We start from the raw sequence: 20,421 nt of genomic DNA, 5'->3' as shown, positions 1-20,421 counted from the left end.
GATTCAGTTGTGGGTCCGTACGCGGATGCGAGCACCAGGTGTGACGCCCGAGTCACCGCGCCGGGGAATGTCGCAGGCTCAGCGCAGCAGGTAGATCACGCCGAAGAGCGCGATCCAGACGATGTCGACGAAGTGCCAGTAGTAGGACACGACGACGGCGGTGACGGCCTGCTCGTGGGTGAACGTGCGCGCCAGGAACGTACGCCCCAGCACGAAGAGGAAGGCGATGAGCCCGCCGGTCACGTGCAGGCCGTGGAAGCCGGTCGCGAGGAAGAAGACGGAGCCGTACGCGTTCGTCGCGAGCGTCAGGCCCTCGTGGAACAGGGTGGCGTACTCGAAGGTCTGGCCGGCGATGAAGAAGGCGCCGAGGCCGAAGGTGAGGTAGTACCACTCCCGCAGGCCCCAGCGGGCGAAGTTCAGGACCGACCCGGTGCGCCCGACCTGGCCGCGCTCGGCGGCGAACACGCCCATCTGGCAGGTGAACGAGCTCGACACCAGCACCGCGGTGTTGGCGATGGCGAACGGGATGTTCAGCGTCGCGGTCTCGACCGCCCACAGCGAGGGGACGTTCGCCTCCGCCGCCTGGGCGGCCGTCACGTTGCGGATCGTGAAGTACGCGGCGAACAGGGCCGCGAAGAACATCAGCTCCGAGGCCAGCCAGATGATCGTGCCCACGGCGACGGCGTCTGGTCGCCCGGCCCTGCCGTAGAGGCGGGACTGGGGGATCGGGTGCAGCGAGCTGGCCGGCTTCGTCATGGAGCCGGTGACGCTGTGGGTGTGCATGGCCACGGAGTCATTATGTCCACAGATGCCCCAGTGGTCACGGCTGGTCGCTGGGCAGAAGACAGCCGGGGCACAACTGTGCGGGTGCCGGGGCGGGCGTCGGCGGCCGGTGCGACGGCGGGGAAGACGGCGGGGGGACGGCGGGCCGGTCCGGGCGCGGCGCGTGTCCGGCGGGGCCTCGCGCCGGGGACGGGCACTAGGCTGCTCCGCGGCTCGCCGCGCCGTGCGGCCCGCCCCAGCACCTCCGCCATCACCGACACACGCGTCACCACCGACACGCCGCCCCAGGCCGAGCAGGAGAACCCTCATGAGCAGCCACCCCGGACCAGACGCGCCCGGCGCCCTGACCGTGCTGCTCTACTCCTCCAACCGGCGCACCCGCGAGGACGTGCGGCTCGCGCTCGGACGCCGCGTGGCCCGCGACCTGCCGCCCGTGCGCGTCGAGGAGGTCGCGACGCAGCCCGCGGTTCTCACCGCGATGGACCGCGGCGGGGTGGACCTGGCGATCCTCGACGGCGAGGCCGTCCCCGGCGGCATGGGCCTGTGCCGCCAGCTGAAGGACGAGATCCGCCGCTGCCCGCCGCTGCTCGTCCTCACCGGCCGGCCCGACGACGCGTGGCTGGCGACCTGGTCGCGCGCGGACGGCGTGGTCGGCCACCCGGTCGACCCGGTCCGGCTGCCCGCCGTGGTCGCCCAGCTGCTCCGCGGCACCCGGGCGTCCTCGGTCGAGCAGGCCTGAGGCGCCCGGCGTGGGGGACTCCGCCGGGGCGCGGACCTGGGGCTCGGTGCTCTCGGGGCTGATCGCCGGGCGCGACGCCGACCGGGAGACGACGGCCTGGGCGATGCGCGAGGTGCTCGGGGGCGCTGCGACGCCCGCGCAGATCGCCGGCTTCGTCGTCGCCCTGCGGGCCAAGGGCGAGACGGTCGAGGAGATCGCCGGCCTGGCCGAGACCATGCTCGACTTCGCGACGCCGATCGAGGTGGGCCCGGCCGCGGTGGACGTGGTCGGCTCGGGCGGCGACCGGGCCAACACGGTCAACATCTCGACGATGGCCGCGATCGTGGCGGCCGGCGCCGGCGCGACCGTGGTCAAGCACGGCAACCGGGCGGCCTCGTCGGCGTGCGGGGCCGCGGACGTCCTCGAGGCCCTCGGCGTCGCGCTCGACGTGGCGCCCGAGCAGCAGCAGGGGGTCGTCGACGCGGCCGGCATCGCCTTCCTCTTCGCTCCGCTCTACCACCCGGCGCTGCGGCACGCCGCGCTCGTGCGGCGCGAGCTGGGCGTCGCGACCGTCTTCAACTTCCTCGGGCCGCTGGCCAACCCCGCGCAGCCGGGCGCGCAGGCGGTCGGGGTCGCCGACGCCCGCGTCGCCGAGCTGATGGCCGGCGTGCTCGCCCGGCGCGGGCACCAGGGCCTCGTCGTCCATGGCGGCGACGGGCTCGACGAGCTGACCACGACGACCGCCTCGACGGTCTGGGTGCACCGCGACGGCGAGGTCGTCCGGACGACCCTCGACCCGCTCGACCTCGGCATCGCGCGGGCGACGCCCGACGACCTGGTCGGGGGCGGTCCCGAGCACAACGCCGGTGTCGTCCGCGACCTGCTCGCCGGCCGGCCGGGCCCGGTGCGCGACGTCGTCCTGCTCAACGCGGCGGCGGCGCTGGCCGCGTACGAGGGACCGGACGCCGCCCGCCTCGACCAGCAGCTGGCCGCGGGGCTCGACGCGGCCCGCGAGGCCGTCGACAGCGGGGCCGCCGGCCGCACGCTCCAGACGTGGGTCGAGGCCACTCAGGAGGCCCGCCGGGCACGCGCCTGACGCCGGCTCGGCCCTCGCGGCTCCCGGCCGCCGGCGCCCCTGGCGGCGGCGCTCCGCGCGCACCCCGGGCCTGCCCTGCGGTCCGTACGCTGGAGCGGTGATCTCCCGCGACCTCGCCGCCCGGCTCGCCCCGCTGCTGGACTGGACGCCGGCGAACGGCGACCAGTTCTACATCCCGCGGCCGGAGATCTCGGAGTCGACCTTCACCATCGCGGACATGGTGGTCGAGCTGATCGTCAAGAACGGCGACTCCCGGTTCCACTTCAACGGCACCGTCGAGTGGGCCCTGGACTCGGTGGAGTCCGACGTCGTCGTGTGGATGCCGCGCGAGGAGCAGCTGCGCGGGCTGCTCGGCGACGCCTTCCTCTCCCTCGACCGGGTCGGCGGGGCCTGGGTCGTCAGCGGGACCGGCCCCGACGGGGCCTTCCACACCGAGCCGCGCGGCGACGCCTGCGACGCGTACGCCGAGGCCCTCCTCGTCGCGCTGCCCGCCGGGGCGCGCACCGGCGCGGCGGACGTGCTCAGCCGCTGAGGCCGACCAGACCCACGGCGAGGAAGGCGCCGGCGAGCATCGACGGGGCGTAGGCGAAGGCTCCGCGACGGCGTCGCAGGGCCAGGACCACGCCGACCCCGGCGCCCACCAGGCTCCCGAGCAGCAGCGCCGCGAGCAGCGTCGGCCAGCCCACGGCGGCGGCCGCGGCCCCCAGCACGGGCGCCAGCCGGACGTCGCCGAAGCCCAGGGCCCGGCCCGAGACCCGCCAGAGCAGCAGGTAGAGCAGCCCCGCCGCCAGCGCGCCCCCGGCGGCGCGCGCCCCGAGCTCCCAGCCCGCGAGTCCCGCGCCCAGCAGGCCCGCCCCGACGGCCGCCGCCTGCACCGCCCGCGTCAGCGGCAGCGGGAGCCAGGTCGTGCGCGCGTCGACCGCGACGAGCACCAGCGCCGGTGCGCCCAGCACCCACCACAGCGGCCAGGTGGCCGGCGGCAGCGCGACGCCGACGAGCAGCGCCCCGGCGGCGGCGAGCGCGGTGCAGGCCGCGACGAGTCGGCCGGTCGGCAGCGCGGCGTACGGGGTCTTGGGCTCGGGCGCTTCCGGCGGCTCGGGGAGCCGGCGCAGCACCGGGCGCGTGCCCAGCAGGACGGGGACGGCCGTCACCACCACGAGCAGCACGACGTGCCACCAGGTGGTCGGCGGGCTCGGCACCGGCCGATCGTACGGGTGCGGGCGGGCTCAGGCGGCCGGACTGACAACCGCCAGGTCCTCGTCGTCGACGGTGCCCGGCAGCCGCCGGGCGAGGCCGAGGAGCCGGACCGCCAGCAGGCGGCTGCAGCGCTCCGACCGCTCCAGCGAGGCGAGCTCGTCGAGCCCCACGCCCACCACCCGGGCGAGGCCCGCGTCGGACCAGCCGTCGCCGCGCAGCCGGTGCAGCGCGAGCCGGGCCGCCCCCGCCGGCGTCAACGACCAGCGCAGCCCGCGCACGTCGTCGGCGCCGACCAGGAGGAGGCGGCGTGCCGTGCAGGGGCTGATGCGCCGCGCGGCCCGCCCGCCCCGGCCCTCGAGCAGGTGCTGCACCGCGCGGGTCGGCAGCCCGAGGACGAGGGCGACCTCGGTCGTGTCGAGCCGCCCGACGGACATGAGGTGCCGCACGTGGGCGCGGAACGGCGCGGCGTCCACCCAGGCCGGGTCCGGCTCGCCCACGGTGAGCCGGGTCCTCGGGTCGGCGGCGGCGGCCGCGGTGACCGGTCCCGTCCGGGCGCCCGCGGGCGTCGTCCGGACCGCGACCGGGCTGCCCGTCCTGCTGATGGTCGTCCCCGTCGTCCCCATTGCACGTCCCCCGTCTCCCGAGACCCCGCAGCGGGGCCCTCACGAGAAGAAGGCCTCGGTCAGGGCGCCGATGTGTCAGGCCGGGTGTTGTCGGAGCGGCCGACGGTGTTGTCCGTCGCCGTGGACGCACACCGCCCCGGCACCCTCACGGGTGCCGGGGCGGCGGTGGAGCTGGGCCGGCGCGGGCTCAGTGCTGCGCGCGGGTGAAGCCGGCCTTCTGGGCGGCCTCCTCGTCGAGGAACCAGACCTCGGCGATGGTGCGGGCGTAGCTGTTCGAGTCGGGCAGGTGGTACTTCATCGAGCGCTCGTTGCCCTTGATCGTGTAGCCCTCGGGCGGCTCGATGCCCAGGTAGACCCCGGGGATGTCGAGGTAGCGGTCGGGGTGGGCGTCGGGCCCGACGCCTGCGGCCTGGTCCTGCTCGGCCAGGACGGCGTCCTCGGGCTCCTCGTAGGTGCGCTCCTGGGCCGTCTCGAGCTCGGTCTCGACCTTGTCCTGGCCGTAGGGCGAGGTGGGCTCGCCGTCGTCGGACGGCCCCCCGACGCTGCGGAAGGCCGTGCCCTCGTCGCCGGAGCCGGTCGAGCCGTCGGAGCCACCGGTGTGCTCCGGGGTGCCGGGCACCGGGGGCGTGGCCTCGTCGGCGTCCGCGACGCGGTCGGTGCTGCCGACCACGTCGGACACGGCCGTCGCGTCCTCGTCCGTGCCGGTCGCGGACCCCTGGGGCTCCTGGCCGGTGCCGTAGAGGGACGCGGTGCTGGGCTCGGCGGTGGTGGGCGTGGTCGACGCGGTCGTGGTCGACGCGGAGGTCGTCGCGGCCGCCGTCGGCGGGGCGTAGGGCGTCGACGGGCGAGCCGTCTGCCACTGCGAGCCCTTGTCGGCGGTCAGCCGGCGCACCACGACGTAGGTGGCGCCCGCGGCGGCCGCCACGACGGCGAGGGTGGTCAGCCAGCCGCGCTTCTTCGGCGGGTCGGGGACGACGGGGACGGGGGCCTCGGAGCGCACGTTCTTGACGAGCGAGCGGCCGCGGTCGGCGGCGGCGCTGACGAACGGCGCGGCCGTGGCGGCGGCGCTCGTGGCCGCGGCGCCGACGGCGGGGATGACGTCGCCCGCGCGCTCGGTGACCTTGCCCTTGGTGTCGTTGAAGGCGTCGACGGCCGCGCCGTAGGCGGGCTCCAGGCGCTCGGCCAGGTCGAGCCCGGTCTTGCGGCCCTGCTCCTTGACGAGCGCGGCGTACGGCGCGACGGCCTCGGCGGCCTGGTGGGCCAGCGGGGCGACCCGCTCGGTGTAGGGGCCGACGGCGTCCGCGGCCTGCTGCGCGTACGGCGCCACGGTGTCGCGGGCCTGCTCGGCCACGGGGCCGACCTTCTCCGCGGCGGCGTGCACGAGGGCGGCCGTCTTCTCGGCCGCGGCGTGGGCCACGGGGGAGACGCGCTCCACGGCCTCCTTCGCCAGCGGGGAGATCCGCTCGGCGGCGGCCGCGACGAGCTCCTCGGCGGCCGGCACCACCTTGTCTCGGACGACCTCCACGGGGTCGGTGGTCTTGCTCACGCGTGCCTCCTCAACGACCTCGGCCGGCGTCCACCGGCCAAGGGCATCAACCGTATCGTCCGCGGCCGGCGGCCCCGGAGCGGCGGGCCGCGTTGGGGTGGTCTGCCAGGATGGAGGGCCAGCCGGGTGGTCTCGACGACCGCCCGTCGCGCCCGGGCCAGGCCCGGGACGTGCCCCGGGACGTCCGGGGCCCAACCAGAGAAAGGCGCCCCTGCTCGTGGCCCAGCGAACGGCAACCCTCCACACCAACCACGGCGACGTCGTGCTCAACCTCTTCGCCGACCAGGCGCCCAAGACGGTGGCCAACTTCGAGGGCCTCGCGAAGGGCACGCAGGAGTACAAGGACCCGAAGACCGGCGCGACCAGCCGCGAGCCCTTCTACGACGGCGTCGTCTTCCACCGCGTCATCGAGGGCTTCATGATCCAGGGCGGGGACCGTCTCGGCACCGGCACCGGTGGCCCGGGCTACACCTTCGCCGACGAGTTCCACACCGACCTCTCGTTCAACCGGCCCTACCTGCTGGCCATGGCCAACGCGGGGCCCGGCACCAACGGCTCGCAGTTCTTCATCACCGTGACGAACACGCCGCACCTGAACCGCAAGCACACGATCTTCGGCGAGGTGGCCGACGCGTCGAGCCGCGCCGTGGTCGACGAGATCGCCACCGTGCAGACGGGCCGCGGCGACCGCCCGGTCGAGCCGGTGGTCATCGAGTCGGTCACGTTCGACGACGGCGCCTCCTCCTGAGCACGGGCCGGGCGCTGCGATGACCGCGTCACCGACGGGGCCGGACTTCGCGGCACCCGGCTTCCAGTCCTGCTACCGCCACCCCGACCGGGGGACGGGGATCGCCTGCCAGCGCTGCGGGCGGCCCATCTGCGGGGAGTGCATGAACCCCGCCTCGGTCGGCTTCCAGTGCCCGCGCTGCGTGGGCCTGGGCCGGGCGGGCACGCGTGAGCCGCGGACGCGCTTCGGTGCGCGGCTGGGCGAGGGCGGGGGCCGGGCGACCAAGGCGCTGATGATCGTGCTCGCCGCGGTCTACGTGCTGAACTTCGCCACCCGGGGGGTCGTGCAGACCCCCCTGATCATGTTCAACCCGGCTGTGGCCTCCGGCGAGCTCTGGCGCCTGGTGACGAGCGGGCTGGTCTCGGGCAGCCTGCTCGGGCTGGCCATGAACCTGCTCGTGCTCTACCTCGCCGGCCGGGCGATCGAGTCCGAGGTGGGCGGGGCGCGCTTCGTCGCGATCTTCTTCGCCGCCGCGCTCGGCGGCTCGACGCTGTTCTACCTGCTCGGGCCGAGCACGTCGGCCACGATCGGCGGGGCCTCGGCGGTGGTCGGGCTGCTGGCCGCCAACACGATCGGCAAGCGCAAGAGCGGCGAGGACGTGCGCGGCGACCTCGCGCTGTTCGTCGTCCTCGTGCTCTACAGCCTGCTCGTCGGCTTCTCGAGCTTCGGCTGGCTCACGATGATCGGCGGCATCCTCGTCGGCGCGCTGGCCGGGTGGGTGCTGGCGTACGCGCCCCGCACCAACCGGAGCGCCATCCAGGCCTTCGGCCTGCTGGCGGTCGTCGGGGTCTGCCTGGTCGCCGTGGTGGTGCCGACCTTCGTCGGCTGAGCCGCTTGGCCGTCGGAGGCGGTCCTCAGGCGATCGAGGACACCGACGGCACCGGGACCGGGGTCAGGCGCGGCTGGTGGAGCACGACCAGCGCCACGACGGCGGCGACCAGCACCAGCACCGCGAGCACGCCGACCGCGTAGAGGAGCGCCCGCGTCGAGACCCGCGGGCCCCGCGTGCGCAGGTCGGCGCTCAGCGGCTCCGTGCCCGGTGCCGGTGCCGGTGCCGGTGCGGCCGACGGCACCGGCGGGGCGCCGCCGCGGTCAGTCGGCGCCAAGGGAGAAGGCCGCCTCGAGGTCGTGCGCCGAGTAGGCGCGGAAGGCGATGTGGGTCTCCGTGCGCAGGATGCCGGGGACCTTGTTGAGCCGGTCGGCGACGACCTCCGCCACCTGCTCGTGGTCGGCGACGCGGACCATCGCGACGAGGTCGAGCGCGCCCGTGACGGAGTAGACCTCGGACACCCCGGGCAGGGCCGCGACGGTCTCGGCCACCTCGGGGATCCGCGCCACCTCGGCGTTGATGAAGACGATCGCGGTCACCACGGCGTCATCCTAGGCACCCCCGGGGCCGACCGCCTCGAGCCGGCGGTCCTCGACGACGTCCGTGCTCGTCACCGGTCCCGCGCCGCCGAGCGCGTGGTGCACGAACGACTCGTGGTCGAGCACCGCGTGCAGCGGCCAGGCCCAGTCGCCGTCGATGTGCATCAGCCGGACCCCGGGCTGCTCGAGCCAGTCGGCGATCTGCTCGGTCTCCTCGATGCCGGCGGCGGGCAGCGGGCCGGAGGCGGGCCGGACGGTCTCCGCGGTCGCCACGGTGCTCCGGGCCACGGCCTGCGGGACCTCGTGGCGGGAGGCGACGCCGGTGGCGGCCAGCCGGCCGTGCCGGATCACGTGGATGTCCCAGCCGTCGCCCTCGCGCCGCGCAGCGACGATCTCGGGGCAGGCGGCCAGGCTGGCGATGCGGTGGAAGCGGCGGGCCGTGCGCGTCAGCGCCTCCAGGCGGCGCCGGATCGTCTCCGCCTCCTCGAACCGGTGCTCCGCGACCAGGCGCGTCAGCCGGGTCGAGACCGCGCGCACCGCCGGGCGCGGGTCGCTGACCAGCGCCGAGCGCACCTCCTCGACCAGGGCGGCGTACTCCTCCCGTCCCACCGAGCCGTCGCAGGGCGCGCAGCAGCGCCGCATCCCGGCGAGGGCGCACGCCGCGGTCGGCCTCGTGGCGCTCAGCCGCGCGGTGCACTGGCGCAGGGGGAAGCCGTCGTAGACCGCGAGCACCACGTCCTCGGCGGCCTGCCGGCGGGGGAAGGGGCCGAAGTACGTCGCGCCGTCGTCCCGCACCCCCGTCACGATCGACAGCCGCGGGAAGGCCTCGTCGGTGATCTTGACCCAGCTGGTGCGCTCGGGGAACTTGGAGCGCCGGTTGTAGCGCGGGGCGTGGGCGGCGATGAGCCGGAGCTCCAGCACGTCGGCCTGCAGCGTGGTGAGGCACGGGATGGTCTCGACGCCCGTGGCCAGGCGGACCATCTCGTCGATCCGCCGCCGCTTCTCGGCCGCCGTGAAGTAGGTGCGGACGCGGGCGCGGAGGTTCTTGGACTTGCCGACGTAGAGGACGTGGCGCTGGGCCTCGCCCCCGGGCGTGCCCGTGCCCGCCTCGTGCTCGGCGACGAAGAGGTAGACGCCGGGCACCTCGGGCACGTCCCGAGCCCAGGTGCGCCGGGCACGGCGCTGCGGGGAGACCTGGCGGCTGAACTCCTGCAGGTCCTCCAGCGTGTGCACCCCCAGGTTGCCCACCCGCTCCATCAGCCCGTGCAGCACGTCGACCGTCGCCTGCGCGTCGGTCAGGGCGCGGTGGTTGGGGGTGACGGCGGTGCGGAAGTGGCGCGCCAGCGTGCCCAGCTTGCAGTTCGGGACCTCGTCGCGGACGAGGATCACGCGGGCGAGCGTCGCGGTGTCGAGGACCGGCCAGCGGGGGTAGGCGTACCCGAGGCCCTCGCAGGCCCGCCGCAGGAAGCCGGTGTCGAAGGGTGCGTTGTGGGCGACGACCACGCAGCCCTGGGCGAAGGCGAGGAAGGCCGGGAGCACCTCGCGCAGGGTCGGCGCCCCGGCGACCATCGCGTTGGTGATGCCGGTGAGGACCGCGATCAGCGGCGGCACGTCGGTCCGCGGGTTGACCAGGGTCTGGAACTCGCCCAGGACCTCGCCGCCACGCACCTTCACCGCACCGATCTCGGTGATGCGGTCGCTCTCCGCGCCGCCGGTGGTCTCCAGGTCGACGACGACGTAGGTCAGGTCCGACAGCAGGGTGCCGAGGTCGTCGAAGCTGGCCTGCGCCGGAGCGGTCGTCATGGCGCGAGACCGTACGGCGCCCGGGTGACAGTTCCGCCTCGTCCGCACCCCTCGCTGCGCCCCTCGGACCCTCTGTCGGTCCTCGCACCCTCTCCCGCTCCTCGCACCGGGTCTGCACGGTGCGAGGAGCGGGAAGCGGTGCGAGGACGGACCGGCCCGTCGGCCGGTCGTCAGGCGCGGGCGAGGAGCTCGCCGTGGGGGACGAGGAACCAGGCGCGCGGGTCGGCGCCCCAGGCGCGCCAGCCCGCGGCCAGCGCCTCGAGCTCGGCGCGGTCGGACAGGCCGTGACCCAGCGCCGACGTGGCGAAGGTGGACTCGGTGAGCCGCTCGGCCCAGGTGCCGGTCCACCAGGCGAGGTCCTCCGCGCTCGCGAAGCACCACACCGAGCCGCTCGCGGTCACGTCGGTGAAGCCGGCCTCGAGCGCCCACGACTTCAGGCGGCGGCCGGCGTCGGGCTCGCCGCCGTTGCGCCGGGCGAGCTCGGAGTAGAGGGCGAGCCAGCGCTCGAGCGCGTCGCTGGCCGGGAACCAGCTCATCGTGGCGTAGTCGGCGTCGCGGACGGCGACCGTGCCGCCCGGGCGGCAGACGCGGCGCATCTCGCGCAGCGCGGCCACGGGGTCGGCCAGGTGCTGGAGCACCTGGTGGGCGTGCACGACGTCGTACGCGTCGTCCGGCGCGTCGAGCGCGTGGACGTCCCCGACCGCGACGTGCACGTTCGTCAGGCCGCGGCCGGCGACGAGCTGCCGGGCGGCGGCGACCGCGGCGTCCGCGCTGTCCACCGCGTCGACCCGGGCGACGCGGCCGGCGAGGTCGGCGGTGATGCTGCCCGGGCCCGCACCCACGTCGAGCAGCACGTCGTCGGCGCGGAGGTGGGGGAGCAGGTAGGCCGCCGAGCTCTCGGCGGTGCGGCGGCCGTGCGAGGCCAGGACCGAGGCGTGGTGGCCGTGGGAGTAGGTCGCGGCGCGGGCGGCGCCGGAGGGTTCGCTGCTGCTCACGTCCGCAGTCTCGCCCGGACCACCGCGGCGCCCGCGCCCGGACCCGACCGGAACTGTCAGTGGGCCTCTCCACAGTGGATCCTGCGCGGGCCGGTGGGGGCAGGGGACTCCACCGGTCCGCGACCACCACCAGCCGGTGACCCACCGGCCCGGACGAGAGGACCGCCATGAGCGATCCGAGCACCCTGCACGTGGACTGCGACAGCTGCTCGGCGCGTGGTCCGGCCTGCACCGACTGCGTCGTGAGCGTCCTGCTCGGCCTGCCCGGGCCGCGGGTCGACCTCGACACCGACGAGCAGCAGGCGCTGTCCGCCCTCGCCGGCTCCGGCCTCGTGCCGCCGCTGCGGCTGGTGCCGCGGGCCCGGCCCGTGCGCAGCGTCGCGGCCCCGGCGTACGGCGACCCCGACGTCTTCTCCGACCCCGACGAAACGTCCGAGGGGTTCCTGCCGATGGGTACGACGTACGTAAGAGGTGCAGAACGGTGACGATCGTTTGCCAGTGACCAAATCGTGACCTAGCCTGTTCTGGCTGAGATCGCTTGAACGGTTGACGACATGACAACCGTGTCACCGCTTCTCGGTGGTTGAGGAAATCCTCGCTTGCCAGTCCGCTCCGGGCGTCGCTCGGGCACAATGGAGGCTCGGGGTCCAGGACGTGTCCTGGAGGTACAGCGCTGCCTGGACCGTCGACGTGAGCGTCGAGGGGTCGGGCGCACATGACGAAGGGGTTCATCCAGCGTGTTCTCACGCCTCCGCGAGACCAGCGGCGTCGCCCGTACGGTGGCGCTCGGACTCACGAGCCTGGCGCTCGGCACCACGCTGTTCGCGGGCCCCGTGCAGACGGCCTCCGCCGACCCCGCCGTCACGATCGCCGAGGCCAAGGCCCAGATCGAGCAGCTGCAGGTCGACGCCGAGGCGCTGAACCAGGACTACCTGGCGATCCAGCAGCAGGTGAACGCCTCGAAGGCCGAGATCGCGCAGAAGCAGTCGGACGCCCAGCTGCAGGCCCAGAAGGTCGACGCCCTGCGCAAGCAGGTCGGCCAGGCCGCGCTGGCGCAGTTCCAGGACCGCAACGTCGACACCGCGGCCCAGCTGTTCCTCAACTCCGACACCGAGGGCTTCCTGTCCCAGGTGTCGACGATCGAGAAGGTCGGCGCCAACCAGAACACCGTCCTGCAGGACTACCAGCAGCAGCGGGCCAGCCTCGCCGACCTGCAGAAGTCCCGTCAGACCGAGCTCGCCGCGCTCGAGGAGAAGGAGGCCGACCTCGCCTCCCTCAAGGAGCGCTCCGACAAGAAGCTCACCGACGCCAAGTCGGTCCTCGACAAGCTGACCGCGCAGCAGCAGCAGGCCCTGGCCGACCAGGCCAAGCGCGAGAGCCAGGACGCCAAGACCGTCGCCGAGAGCGCGCTGGGCACCACGCCCGACCCGTCGGACGACCCGGCCGACGCCAGCAGCAAGGGCCTCACCGCCATCGCGTGGGCCAAGAAGCAGCTCGGCAAGCCGTACGTCTTCGGCGCCACCGGCCCCAACTCGTTCGACTGCTCGGGTCTCACGCTGGGCGCCTGGAAGGCCGCCGGCGTCAGCCTCAACCGCACGTCGCAGGCGCAGTTCCGCAACGGCCAGGCCGTCTCGAAGTCCGACCTGCAGCCCGGCGACCTCGTCTTCTTCTACAGCGGCCTCAGCCACGTGGCCCTCTACGTGGGTGACGGCACGATCATCCACGCGCCGCACCCGGGCGTCGGTGTCCGCTACGCCAAGCTCGACTCGATGCCGTTCGCCGGCGCGCGTCGCCCCGCCTGATCCTCTCCGCCTGACCCTGCTCCGCGCCCGGCTCGCGCTCGGCGCTCTGCTGACCCTGACGGCCTGCTCGGCTCCGCCCGCGCTCGACGGCGCCCCGACGCCGAGCGTGTCCGGGTCGACGGCCGCGGTCACGCCCGGGCCGCCCGACGCGGCGACCCTCGCCGACGACCAGCACGCGGTCGACGCCTGGCTCTCCGCCGGGACCGCCGGTGACCGCGCCGCGTGGGACGCCCGGGTCTCCACGGCCGACCCCTCGTTCACCACCCGCTCCGCGGTGCTCTTCGCCAACCTGGGCGCCCTGCGCCCCGACCGCCTCCAGGCCCGGCTCACCGGCGGCGTCCTCCCGCTCCGCGCGGCACGGCAGACGGCGCTGGGGCCCGACGCGCGCGTCCTGCAGGCCGACCTGGCCTGGCGGGTGGGCGGCGAGGACGCCGACGCGTCCGCGACGGTGTGGCTCACGCTGGTCGGCGGCCCGGACGGCGCCCGGCTCGTGTCGACCGGCGACGGCCCGACGACGCAGGCGCCCGCCGAGCCGCTGTGGTGGTTCGCACCCACGACCCGGGCGGACCGCGGTCGCGCGACCGTGCTCGTCGGCGCCGGCCAGGACGCGACCCGGTGGGCGGCGCTGGCCGACCGCGCGGCGAGCGAGGTCCACGACCTCCTGCCCGCCGCGCTCGGACGGCGCTGGGACGGCCACGTCGTGGTCGAGGTGCCCGGCAGCCGGAGCGACGTCGTCCGGGTGCTGGGCGGCGCACCGTCGGCGTACGCGGGGACGGCGGCGGTCACGCGGCCCGAGGGTCCGACGACCGACGCCGCCGTACGGGTGGTGGTCGATCCGGCGGCGGCCACGGGGGAGGGCCTCGCGACCCTCCTGACGCACGAGACCGTCCACGTCGCGACCCGCTCGGCCGGCTCGCCCGCCCCGCTGTGGGTGGTCGAGGGCCTGGCCGAGCTCGTCGCCCTCGAGGCCCACCCCGACCAGCGCGCCACCGAGCTGTCGGCCCTGCGCGACGCGTCCGGCGACGACCAGGACCAGGACCCGCTGCCTGCCGACCCGGCGTTCGCCGCCGGAGGGCCCGGCGTCCCGGGTGCGTACGCCCGCGCCTGGCTGGCCTCCCGTGCCGTGGTCGAGCGCCGCGGGACGGACGGCCTCGGCCGCCTCTACGCCGCCCTGGACGCGGGCGAGACCCTCGACCGCGCCGCGACCTCGAGCCTCGGGGTCGACGCGGAGGCGCTCGCCGGCTGGGCCCGCGACGCCCAGCGCCGGGCGCTCGCCACGGGTCGGGGCTGAGCGGTGCCCACCACCCTCGTCGTCACCAACGACTTCCCGCCGCGCATCGGCGGCATCGAGTCCTTCGTCGCCGGGGTCTGCCGCCTCCTCGACGACGACGTCGTGGTCCTCGCCTCCGGCCCTCCCGGCGCCGCGGCGACCGACGCGGGCCGGCCCTTCCGGGTCGTCCGCGACGGCGGGCTCCTGCTGCCCACTCCCGCGACCGCCCGGCGCGCAGTGGAGCTGCTGGAGACCAGCGGGGCCACCCGCGTCGTCGTCGGGGCCGCGATGCCGCTGGGCCTGGTCGTACCCGCGCTGCGGCGAGCGGGGGCCGAGGCCGTCGTCGCGCTGACCCACGGCCACGAGGTGTGGTGGGCGACGGTCCCCGGCGCCCGGAGGGTGCTGCGCCGGGTCGGGGACGCCGTCGACCACCTGACGACCATCTCGGACTACACGGCGGCCCGCATCGCGCCCGCGCTGAGCCCGGCCGCCCGGGAGCGGCTGCGGCGGCTGCCGCCGGTCGTGGGCCCGGCCTTCACGCCGGGGCCGCCCGGAGTCGCTGCGCGAACCCCCTCCCGTCCCCCGACCGTCGTCGCGACCGGGCGCTTCGTCGCGCAGAAGGGCTTCGACGTCCTGCTCGCGGCCTGGCCCGGCGTCGTCGCGGGGCTGGGCCCGGGCCGCCGGCCGCGGCTGGTCCTGGTCGGGGCCGGGCCCGACGAGCCCCGCCTCCGACGCCTCGCCGCGGCCCCGGACCAGCAGGGCACGGTCACGTTCACCGGGGCTCTGCCCGCCGAGGGCGTCGCCGCCCGGCTCCGGGACGCCGACGTGTTCGCCCTGCCCGTGCGCACGCGGCTGGCCGGGCTCAACCCGGAGGGCCTGGGGCTCGCGGCCCTGGAGGCCGCCGCGTGCGGGCTCCCCGTCCTCGTCGGTCGCTCCGGCGGTGCGCCCGAGACCGTGCTCGACGGGGTCACCGGGCACGTCCTGCCCAGCCGGGACGTGCCCGCCTGGACCCGCGCGATGCTCAGCCTGCTCGACCAGCCGCGGGCGGCGTCGGACATGGGGGAGTGCGGCCGCGCCTTCGTCGGCGAGCACTTCGGCCCGGGCCGGGCGCGGGCGACGCTGCGCGACGCGCTGGGTCTCGGCCCCGATCCCGTACCCTGAGGCCCGTGGCCGGCCAGACCAGCTCCAGCGTCGACATCGACGCCGGGCCCGACGCGGTGATGGCCGTCATCGCCGACGTCGAGGACTACCCGGCGTGGGTCGACTCGATGCGACGCGTGACCGTGCTCACCGAGGCCGACGGCCGCCCCGAGCAGGTCGAGATGGAGCTCGCGCACCCGCTCTTCTCCGACACCTACGTGCTCGCCTACGACTGGCGCCCCGAGCTCGTGTCCTGGCACCTGGTGCGCGGCAGGCTGCTCACCGCGATGGACGGCTCGTACGCCCTGGCCCCGAAGGGCGCGGGGACGACCGTGACCTACACGCTGTCGGTCGACACCACGATGCCGATGATCGGGCTGCTGCGTCGCAAGGCGGAGAAGACCATCGTCGACGGTGCCCTCCGCGGCCTCAAGCGTCGGGTCGAGGGCTGAGCACCTCCAGGCCCGCCGGCGCCCGCCCGACCCGACCGGTCCGGCCGCGCCCGGTCGTGGAGCGGCTGAGCGTCGGGGTCGACATCGGGGGCACCAAGGTCGCGGCGGGCGTCGTCGACGAGTCGGGCCAGGTCCTCGAGCGCTCCCAGGTGCCGACGCCGTCGCACGACCCGAAGGCCGTCGAGGACGCGATCGTCGACGCCGTGAACCGGCTCCGCGCGCGTCACAAGATCGAGGCCGTCGGCATCGGCGCGGCGGGCTGGGTCGACAACACCCAGTCCATCGTGCGGTTCAGCCCCCACCTCGCCTGGCGCGACGAACCGCTCCGGGCCGCGCTCGCCGACCGCATCGACCTCCCGCTCATCGTCGACAACGACGCGAACGCGGCCGCCTGGGCCGAGTACCGCTTCGGCGCCGGCGCCGGGACCTCGGTGATGGTCTGCCTGACCCTGGGCACGGGCATCGGCGGCGGGCTCGTCATCAACGGCGAGCTGTTCCGCGGCACCTACGGCATGGCCGGCGAGTGGGGCCACATGGTCAAGGTGCCGGGCGGCCACCCCTGCGAGTGCGGCAACCTCGGCTGCTGGGAGCAGTACGCCTCGGGCAACGCCCTGGTGCGCGAGGCCAGGGCGCGGCTGCGCGCCGGCGGCCCGGCCGGGGAGTCGCTCGCCGCGGCCCTCGGCGTCGGGCCGGATGCGCTGACCGGACCGCACGTCACGGCGGCCGCGATGGCCGGGGACGCGCAGGCGGTCGAGCTGCTCGGCGAGGTCGGCACCTGGATGGGCCTCGGGATCGCCGACGTCGTCGCCGGGCTCGACCCGGAGGTCGTGGTCATCGGGGGCGGCGTCAGCGCAGCGGGGGAGCTGCTCCTCGGCCCGGCGCGGCAGGCCTTCGAGTCGACGCTCACGGGCCGCGGCTTCCGCGCGTACGCCCGGATCGAGCTGGCGAGGTTCCGGAACGACGCCGGCCTGGTCGGTGCGGCCGACCTGGCCCGCCTGGCCCTGCGCGAGCCGCCGGACTCCGCGCTCTTCGGCTTCTGGCCGCGGCGGAGCAAGCGGCTTCGCCGGCGGACGCCGAGCGAGCGGGCCGAGGCCCGGGCGCGGCGCCGCGAGCTCAGCGCCTGAGCGTGGTGAGCGCCGAGCCCGTCAGAGGACGGCGCCGTCCCCGGCGTCCGGAGGACGGTGACGTGGGAGCTGGGTCAGCAGCACGACGCACCCCACGATGAACGAGCAGACGGCGAGCCAGCCGAGCCACGTCGGCAGCGGCAGGCCGAAGCCGGCGGCGAGCACGACGACGGCGGCGAAGAGCACGGCCACCCAGCCGACCATCGACGGCGTGCCCGGGCGCGAGAGCGGCGGCAGCGCGTCGGGGACGTAGCGGTCGTCGACCGGCTCCTGGCGCTCCGGCGACGCGCGCCACGACAGCGGCGTGGCGACCACGGGCGTCGCGTCGACGAACGGCAGCACGACGGGCGGGCCCGGCGGGACGGCCGGCTCGGCCCGCTCGGTGCGGGGCTCGTCGGTCTGCGTGAGCTCCGCGCCGTGCGGCTCGGGACGGTCGGCGGTCAGGTGGTAGCCCGCGACCATCTCGGCGAAGGTGCGGTCGACCGACTCGCGGTCCTCTTCGGGCTCCGCCATCTCCCCGACCCCTCCGGAGGCTCGTGCCTGCGTGCAGCTGCGCTCACCCGGCGACCCGTGCGAGGAACCCGACGCTGCCGTCGAAGATCGTCTCCGCGTCGAAGTCGAGCGTGGCTACATGGTAGCTGCGGTGCAGCACCTCGAAGGTCCGGTCGGTCGACGCCGTCCGGCGCCGGAGGAGCTCCACCGACGAGGCGTCGGCCACGTGGTCCTGCGTGGAGCGGTAGACCAGCAGCGGCGCGGTGACCGAGCCCAGGTCCGCGCGCACGGCGGTCCAGAGGTGGCTCTGGGAGTAGAGGGCGTGCAGCGGGTTGCGGTCGTAGCCGCCCTCGAGGACGCCCGGCTTCGCCACGTCTCCCGCGATGCCCGGCAGCGACGGGGTCAGCAGCCGGATGAGCCGCAGGAAGCGGATGCGCGGGTCGGTGATGTTGATGACCGGGTTGACCAGCACGAGGCCCGTGACGAGGTCGGGGTGGCGCTGCGCGAGGCGCAGGGCGAGCGCCCCGCCCATCGACAGCCCGGTGATCCCGGCGGGACGGCCCGCGGCGTCGGTGAGCGTCAGCAGTGCGCGCTCGACGTGGGCGTACCAGTCTTCCCAGCCGGTCACGTTCATCTCGCGCCAGCTCGTGCCGTGGCCGGGCAGGCGCGGCACCTCGACGCGGAACCCGTGCCCGGCCAGGTGCTCACCCCACGCCCGCATCGCGTACGGCGAGCCCGTGAAACCGTGCAGGACCAGGACCGGGGGACCGTCCTGCGGCCCGCCCGCGTACGGCTCGGCGTGCGGGTCGACCTGCGCCGCCCGGGGCGCGCGGGAGAGTCGTTCGGCGAGGTCCACACCGGCATGCTCGCACCCGCGACGCGCGCGGACCCCTAGGGTTCGGGTACGCCCGGACGGCGACGAGGAGGTCGGGTGAACTGGTACACGTTCTTCAAGCGCGGGCTCTTCACCCCCGCCATCCGGGTGCTGCTGCGGCCCCGCGTCCTGGGCCGGGAGCACGTGCCCCGCACCGGCGGCGCCCTGGTCGCGGCCAACCACGTCTCCGGCTGGGACACCCTCGTGGTGCCCGCGATGCTGCCGCGCCAGATGACGTTCCCGGCCAAGGCGGAGCTCTTCGTCGCCCGCAGCCCGGTCTCGTGGGTGGTGTCGCGCTTCCTCAAGGCCGTCGACATCCTCCCGATGGACCGCGCGGGCGGACGCGCGAGCGCGTCGAGCATGGACGTCGTGCTCGACGCCCTGCGTGAGGGCAAGGTCGTCGGGATCTTCCCCGAGGGCACCCGCTCGCCCGACGGGCGGATGTACCGCGGGCGCACCGGCGTCGCCCGGCTCGCGCTCGCGACCGGTGTGCCCGTCGTGCCGGTGGGCCTGCGCAACACCCGGCCGGGCTGGCGACGCCCGGTCGTGCGGTTCGGCCCGCCCCTTGACTTCTCCGCGTACGCCGGCGCCGGCAACGACCGCGACGTGCTCCGCCACGTCACCGACGAGGTGATGGCCGCGATCCACGACCTGAGCGGCCAGCGCTATGTGGAGGCGTACGCGAACGGCGTCAAGACCGCGCTCAAGGAGGGCCGCTCCATCGACGTCGTCGAGCTCGACCGGCCCGGTCAGGGCCGCGTCGCGCCGCCGGTGCCCGGCAGCCGGTCGTGAGGGCCCGGCGGCCCGACCCGGCGGCCGGGGCGACGGACGTCGTCTCGGTCGACGCCACCGGCACCCTCCGCGTCGCCAGCGCCGACGGCCGGCGCCCGGGCCGCGGCATCTACTGGCTGCTGCGCCACGTCGTGCTCGGTCCCGTCGTCGACCAGCTCTTCCAGCCGATCGAGGAGGGTGCGGACCACGTGCCCGACGAGGGCGGGGCGATCCTGGCGAGCAACCACCTCTCGTACGCCGACTGGCTCTTCACCCCGCTCGCGCTGAACCGGCGGGTGACGTTCGTGGCCAAGTCGGACTACTTCACCGGCGTGGGCGTCAAGGGCTGGGCGCAGAAGCGCTTCTTCGCCGGCACCGGCCAGGTCCCGGTCGACCGCAGCGGCGGCAAGGCGAGCGAGGGGGCGCTGCGCGCCGGGCTCCAGGTGCTCCAGCGCGGCGAGCTCTTCGGCATCTACCCCGAGGGGACGCGCAGCCACGACGGCCGCCTCTACAAGGGCCGCACCGGCGTGGCCCGCCTCGCGCTGCTGGCCAAGGTCCCGGTCATCCCGACCGCGGTGATCGGCACCGACGTCATCGCCCCGCCCGGCAAGATCATCAAGCGTGTGGTGAGCCCGACGGTGCGGTTCGGGGAGCCGCTCGACTTCTCCCGCTACGCCGGGCTGGAGGACGACCGCTTCGCCCTGCGCTCGATCACCGACGAGATCATGTACGCGATCATGGAGCTCTCGGGCCAGGAGTACGTCGACCTCTACGCCCCCGTCGCCAAGGAGCTCGCCGCCAAGGAGCGCAAGGCCGCCGACCTCGACGAGGTCAGCCCGCAGGCCTGAGCCCGTCGGCGACGTGCAGGAGCACCTCGGCGACCTCGGCCGGGTGGCTCAGCGCCGCGAGGTGGCCGCCGGGCAGGACGACGGGTTCGAGGCCCAGGCGCTCCCGGGCGACCCGCTGCTGGAGGGCGAGCGGGAACAGCCGGTCGTCGCGGGTGCTGACCACCGTCGTCGGCACGTCGGGCCAGCCGCGGAGGGGGAAGGGCGCCTCGAACAGCGAGCCGGCGGGTTCGCCCTCGCCCTCGAGGTGCACGCGGGCCGCCGGCGGGACGTCGTGCAGGAAGACCCTCTCCAGGTCGAAGGCGGCGTCCGGGTCGCGGCCGGCCGCCACCTCGGCGGCACGCACCGCCTCGCCCTGCCCGACGGCGTCCCACCACGCACCGGCGCTCTCGCCCGGCGCCGGGACCATGGCGTCGAGGAGGACGAGGTGCGCGGGGGCGAGCCGGTCGGCGGCCAGCGCGGCGGCGTACGAGCCCATCGACTGGGCCACGAGGACGAGGGGTGCGGCGTCGCGGGCGAGATCGACGACCGCCGCGGCCTGGTCGCTGACGGTCGCGCCGGGACGGTTCGGGAGGTCGGGCGTGAGGACGCGGTGCCCGGCCGCCTCCAACCGCGGTCGGACGAGGTTCCAGGACGAGCCCGTCCCCCCGGCGCCGTGGAGCAGGACGAAGGTCGTCGGCGCCATGCTCCAGTCTCCGGCCTCGCCGACGGGATGTCGACACTCGACGGGGCCGC

Annotated in this window: 24 protein-coding genes; 13 read left to right on the top strand and 11 right to left on the bottom strand. The window is 75.5% G+C overall.

Translation table 11 applies throughout. From position 1 onward, the window contains the following. Nucleotides 1-78: 78 nt before the first annotated feature. Nucleotides 79-783: an aa3-type cytochrome oxidase subunit III gene (gene ctaE / locus BLU42_RS12605; protein ID WP_456238011.1), complete on the bottom strand. Its 705-nt coding sequence runs from the start codon at nucleotides 781-783 to the stop codon at nucleotides 79-81. A 307-nt stretch (nucleotides 784-1,090) separates the two neighbouring features. On the opposite strand from ctaE, the gene BLU42_RS12600 reads away from it, so the two are divergent. The 3 genes from BLU42_RS12600 (at nucleotide 1,091) to BLU42_RS12590 (ending at nucleotide 3,129) form a co-directional block, all read left to right on the top strand. Beyond that, nucleotides 1,091-1,522 carry a response regulator transcription factor gene (locus BLU42_RS12600; protein WP_091074869.1) on the top strand — a complete coding sequence of 144 codons (432 nt, stop codon included), beginning with the start codon at nucleotides 1,091-1,093 and terminating at the stop codon, nucleotides 1,520-1,522. Nucleotides 1,523-1,532: 10 nt separating this feature from the next. After that, complete coding sequence (gene trpD / locus BLU42_RS12595; protein WP_091074866.1) at nucleotides 1,533-2,597, top strand: anthranilate phosphoribosyltransferase; 1,065 nt, start codon at nucleotides 1,533-1,535, stop codon at nucleotides 2,595-2,597. 97 nt (nucleotides 2,598-2,694) lie between these two features. After that, a complete protein-coding gene (locus BLU42_RS12590) occupies nucleotides 2,695-3,129 on the top strand; it encodes a hypothetical protein (RefSeq protein WP_091074865.1) in 435 nt (144 codons plus the stop codon). Here BLU42_RS12590 and BLU42_RS12585 read toward each other — a convergent pair. The 3 genes from BLU42_RS12585 to BLU42_RS12575 form a co-directional block, all read right to left on the bottom strand. Then, nucleotides 3,119-3,796 (bottom strand): prepilin peptidase, encoded by a 678-nt coding sequence (locus BLU42_RS12585; protein WP_091074863.1) that lies wholly within the window; start codon nucleotides 3,794-3,796, stop codon nucleotides 3,119-3,121. The two genes, BLU42_RS12590 and BLU42_RS12585, sit on opposite strands and share 11 nt — an antisense overlap. A 27-nt stretch (nucleotides 3,797-3,823) precedes the next feature. After that, nucleotides 3,824-4,417: a hypothetical protein gene (locus BLU42_RS12580; RefSeq protein WP_091074861.1), complete on the bottom strand. Its 594-nt coding sequence runs from the start codon at nucleotides 4,415-4,417 to the stop codon at nucleotides 3,824-3,826. 187 nt (nucleotides 4,418-4,604) lie between these two features. Further along, entirely contained in the window at nucleotides 4,605-5,963 is a 1,359-nt protein-coding gene (locus BLU42_RS12575; RefSeq protein WP_091074859.1) for a sunset domain-containing protein, read from the bottom strand. Nucleotides 5,964-6,180: 217 nt separating this feature from the next. On the opposite strand from BLU42_RS12575, the gene BLU42_RS12570 reads away from it, so the two are divergent. Then, nucleotides 6,181-6,711 (top strand): peptidylprolyl isomerase, encoded by a 531-nt coding sequence (locus tag BLU42_RS12570; protein ID WP_091074857.1) that lies wholly within the window; start codon nucleotides 6,181-6,183, stop codon nucleotides 6,709-6,711. 19 nt (nucleotides 6,712-6,730) lie between these two features. Further along, the gene (locus BLU42_RS12565) at nucleotides 6,731-7,579 is read left to right on the top strand and encodes a rhomboid family intramembrane serine protease (RefSeq protein WP_091074855.1); all 849 of its coding nucleotides are present in this window, start codon (nucleotides 6,731-6,733) and stop codon (nucleotides 7,577-7,579) included. Between the two features lie 25 nt (nucleotides 7,580-7,604). Here the strand turns inward: BLU42_RS12565 and BLU42_RS12560 are convergent, their stop codons facing one another. The 4 genes from BLU42_RS12560 to BLU42_RS12545 all read right to left on the bottom strand — a co-directional run bounded on the left by BLU42_RS12560 (nucleotide 7,605) and on the right by BLU42_RS12545 (nucleotide 10,916). Then, the gene (locus tag BLU42_RS12560; RefSeq protein WP_157719962.1) at nucleotides 7,605-7,856 is read right to left on the bottom strand and encodes a hypothetical protein; all 252 of its coding nucleotides are present in this window, start codon (nucleotides 7,854-7,856) and stop codon (nucleotides 7,605-7,607) included. Next, nucleotides 7,843-8,121, bottom strand: a complete 279-nt coding sequence (locus BLU42_RS12555; protein ID WP_091074851.1) for an Lrp/AsnC family transcriptional regulator — start codon at nucleotides 8,119-8,121, stop codon at nucleotides 7,843-7,845. Before BLU42_RS12555 ends, BLU42_RS12560 begins: the two co-directional genes overlap by 14 nt. 9 nt (nucleotides 8,122-8,130) lie before the next feature. After that, nucleotides 8,131-9,921 carry a DEDD exonuclease domain-containing protein gene (locus BLU42_RS12550; RefSeq protein ID WP_091074849.1) on the bottom strand — a complete coding sequence of 597 codons (1,791 nt, stop codon included), beginning with the start codon at nucleotides 9,919-9,921 and terminating at the stop codon, nucleotides 8,131-8,133. A 170-nt stretch (nucleotides 9,922-10,091) separates the two neighbouring features. Then, nucleotides 10,092-10,916, bottom strand: coding sequence for a class I SAM-dependent methyltransferase (locus BLU42_RS12545; RefSeq protein WP_091074847.1), 825 nt, complete (start codon nucleotides 10,914-10,916; stop codon nucleotides 10,092-10,094). Nucleotides 10,917-11,083: 167 nt separating this feature from the next. Here BLU42_RS12545 and BLU42_RS21135 point away from each other — a divergent pair, with 167 nt between their 5' ends. The 6 genes from BLU42_RS21135 (at nucleotide 11,084) to BLU42_RS12515 (ending at nucleotide 16,704) form a co-directional block, all read left to right on the top strand. Then, nucleotides 11,084-11,401 (top strand): hypothetical protein, encoded by a 318-nt coding sequence (locus tag BLU42_RS21135; RefSeq protein WP_197680855.1) that lies wholly within the window; start codon nucleotides 11,084-11,086, stop codon nucleotides 11,399-11,401. A gap of 252 nt (nucleotides 11,402-11,653) precedes the next feature. After that, nucleotides 11,654-12,718, top strand: a complete 1,065-nt coding sequence (locus BLU42_RS12535) for a C40 family peptidase (RefSeq protein ID WP_091074845.1) — start codon at nucleotides 11,654-11,656, stop codon at nucleotides 12,716-12,718. Between the two features lie 106 nt (nucleotides 12,719-12,824). Then, a complete protein-coding gene (locus BLU42_RS12530; protein ID WP_091074843.1) occupies nucleotides 12,825-14,009 on the top strand; it encodes a hypothetical protein in 1,185 nt (394 codons plus the stop codon). A gap of 3 nt (nucleotides 14,010-14,012) precedes the next feature. Then, entirely contained in the window at nucleotides 14,013-15,149 is a 1,137-nt protein-coding gene (locus BLU42_RS12525) for a glycosyltransferase family 4 protein (RefSeq protein ID WP_091074841.1), read from the top strand. Nucleotides 15,150-15,154: 5 nt separating this feature from the next. After that, a complete protein-coding gene (locus BLU42_RS12520) occupies nucleotides 15,155-15,580 on the top strand; it encodes an SRPBCC family protein (protein ID WP_091074839.1) in 426 nt (141 codons plus the stop codon). A 65-nt stretch (nucleotides 15,581-15,645) separates the two neighbouring features. Beyond that, complete coding sequence (locus tag BLU42_RS12515) at nucleotides 15,646-16,704, top strand: ROK family glucokinase (protein ID WP_091080373.1); 1,059 nt, start codon at nucleotides 15,646-15,648, stop codon at nucleotides 16,702-16,704. A gap of 21 nt (nucleotides 16,705-16,725) precedes the next feature. On the opposite strand, the gene BLU42_RS12510 is transcribed toward BLU42_RS12515, so the two are convergent. Both BLU42_RS12510 and BLU42_RS12505 read right to left on the bottom strand, forming a co-directional pair. Continuing rightward, complete coding sequence (locus tag BLU42_RS12510) at nucleotides 16,726-17,217, bottom strand: hypothetical protein (RefSeq protein ID WP_091074838.1); 492 nt, start codon at nucleotides 17,215-17,217, stop codon at nucleotides 16,726-16,728. 43 nt (nucleotides 17,218-17,260) lie between these two features. Next, on the bottom strand, nucleotides 17,261-18,052 hold the full coding sequence (locus BLU42_RS12505) for an alpha/beta hydrolase (RefSeq protein ID WP_231918129.1): 792 nt from the start codon (nucleotides 18,050-18,052) through the stop codon (nucleotides 17,261-17,263). Nucleotides 18,053-18,127: 75 nt separating this feature from the next. On the opposite strand from BLU42_RS12505, the gene BLU42_RS12500 reads away from it, so the two are divergent. After that, on the top strand, nucleotides 18,128-18,862 hold the full coding sequence (locus BLU42_RS12500) for a lysophospholipid acyltransferase family protein (protein ID WP_091074836.1): 735 nt from the start codon (nucleotides 18,128-18,130) through the stop codon (nucleotides 18,860-18,862). Further along, the gene (locus tag BLU42_RS12495) at nucleotides 18,859-19,689 is read left to right on the top strand and encodes a lysophospholipid acyltransferase family protein (protein WP_407940184.1); all 831 of its coding nucleotides are present in this window, start codon (nucleotides 18,859-18,861) and stop codon (nucleotides 19,687-19,689) included. Before BLU42_RS12500 ends, BLU42_RS12495 begins: the two co-directional genes overlap by 4 nt. Here the strand turns inward: BLU42_RS12495 and BLU42_RS12490 are convergent. Continuing rightward, a complete protein-coding gene (locus BLU42_RS12490; RefSeq protein WP_091074835.1) occupies nucleotides 19,673-20,371 on the bottom strand; it encodes an alpha/beta fold hydrolase in 699 nt (232 codons plus the stop codon). The two genes, BLU42_RS12495 and BLU42_RS12490, sit on opposite strands and share 17 nt — an antisense overlap. Between the last annotated feature and the right edge of the window lie 50 nt (nucleotides 20,372-20,421).

Origin of the sequence: Microlunatus sagamiharensis, from assembly GCF_900105785.1 — a bacterium.
Lineage (GTDB): Bacteria > Actinomycetota > Actinomycetes > Propionibacteriales > Propionibacteriaceae > Microlunatus > Microlunatus sagamiharensis.
Note: the sequence above shows the minus strand (reverse complement) of the source record. Positions and strands in the feature narration are given on the sequence as shown.

Bases quoted from the DNA above. Each gene is read 5' to 3' on its own strand.
- BLU42_RS21135 (WP_197680855.1), top strand. From the start codon at position 11,084: ATGAGCGATCCGAGCACCCTGCACGTGGACTGCGACAGCTGCTCGGCG.
- BLU42_RS12600 (WP_091074869.1), top strand. From the start codon at position 1,091: ATGAGCAGCCACCCCGGACCAGACGCGCCCGGCGCCCTGACCGTGCTG.
- BLU42_RS12550 (WP_091074849.1), bottom strand. From the start codon at position 9,921: ATGACGACCGCTCCGGCGCAGGCCAGCTTCGACGACCTCGGCACCCTG.
- BLU42_RS12580 (WP_091074861.1), bottom strand. From the start codon at position 4,417: ATGGGGACGACGGGGACGACCATCAGCAGGACGGGCAGCCCGGTCGCG.
- BLU42_RS12565 (WP_091074855.1), top strand. From the start codon at position 6,731: ATGACCGCGTCACCGACGGGGCCGGACTTCGCGGCACCCGGCTTCCAG.
- BLU42_RS12490 (WP_091074835.1), bottom strand. From the start codon at position 20,371: ATGGCGCCGACGACCTTCGTCCTGCTCCACGGCGCCGGGGGGACGGGC.
- BLU42_RS12510 (WP_091074838.1), bottom strand. From the start codon at position 17,217: ATGGCGGAGCCCGAAGAGGACCGCGAGTCGGTCGACCGCACCTTCGCC.
- ctaE (WP_456238011.1), bottom strand. From the start codon at position 783: ATGCACACCCACAGCGTCACCGGCTCCATGACGAAGCCGGCCAGCTCG.